1 protein-coding gene is annotated in these 283 nt (G+C 61.1%); it reads left to right on the forward strand.

Features of this window, described 5'->3' with window-relative positions:
• Nucleotides 1–283, forward strand: a 283-nt coding sequence (locus tag ACLEJR_RS27100; protein ID WP_440817782.1) for an immunoglobulin-like domain-containing protein, incomplete at both ends; no start/stop codon positions are given.

Here is a 283-nt window from a genome sequence, read left to right on the forward strand (position 1 = left end):
CAGCACCGTCTCGCTCACCGCGACCTCGACTGTTGCCGAAGGTGGCACCGTCGTCTACACCGCATCGGTCAACGCTCCGGTCACCGGCGCTCCGCTGGTTGTAACCCTGTCGAACGGTCAAACCATTACCATCCCGGTCGGCGCAAGCAGCGGCTCGGTCAACTTCGTTACCCCGAACGATGCATTGGCAGGCGGCGATAACCTGAGCGTCAAGATCGACGACGCCAAAGGTGGCAACTACGAAAAACTCGCCATCGACGGCAAGTCGGCTGACACCACCGTT

Source organism: Pseudomonas sp. SMN5 (assembly GCF_052041925.1).
Classification (GTDB): Bacteria; Pseudomonadota; Gammaproteobacteria; order Pseudomonadales; family Pseudomonadaceae; genus Aquipseudomonas.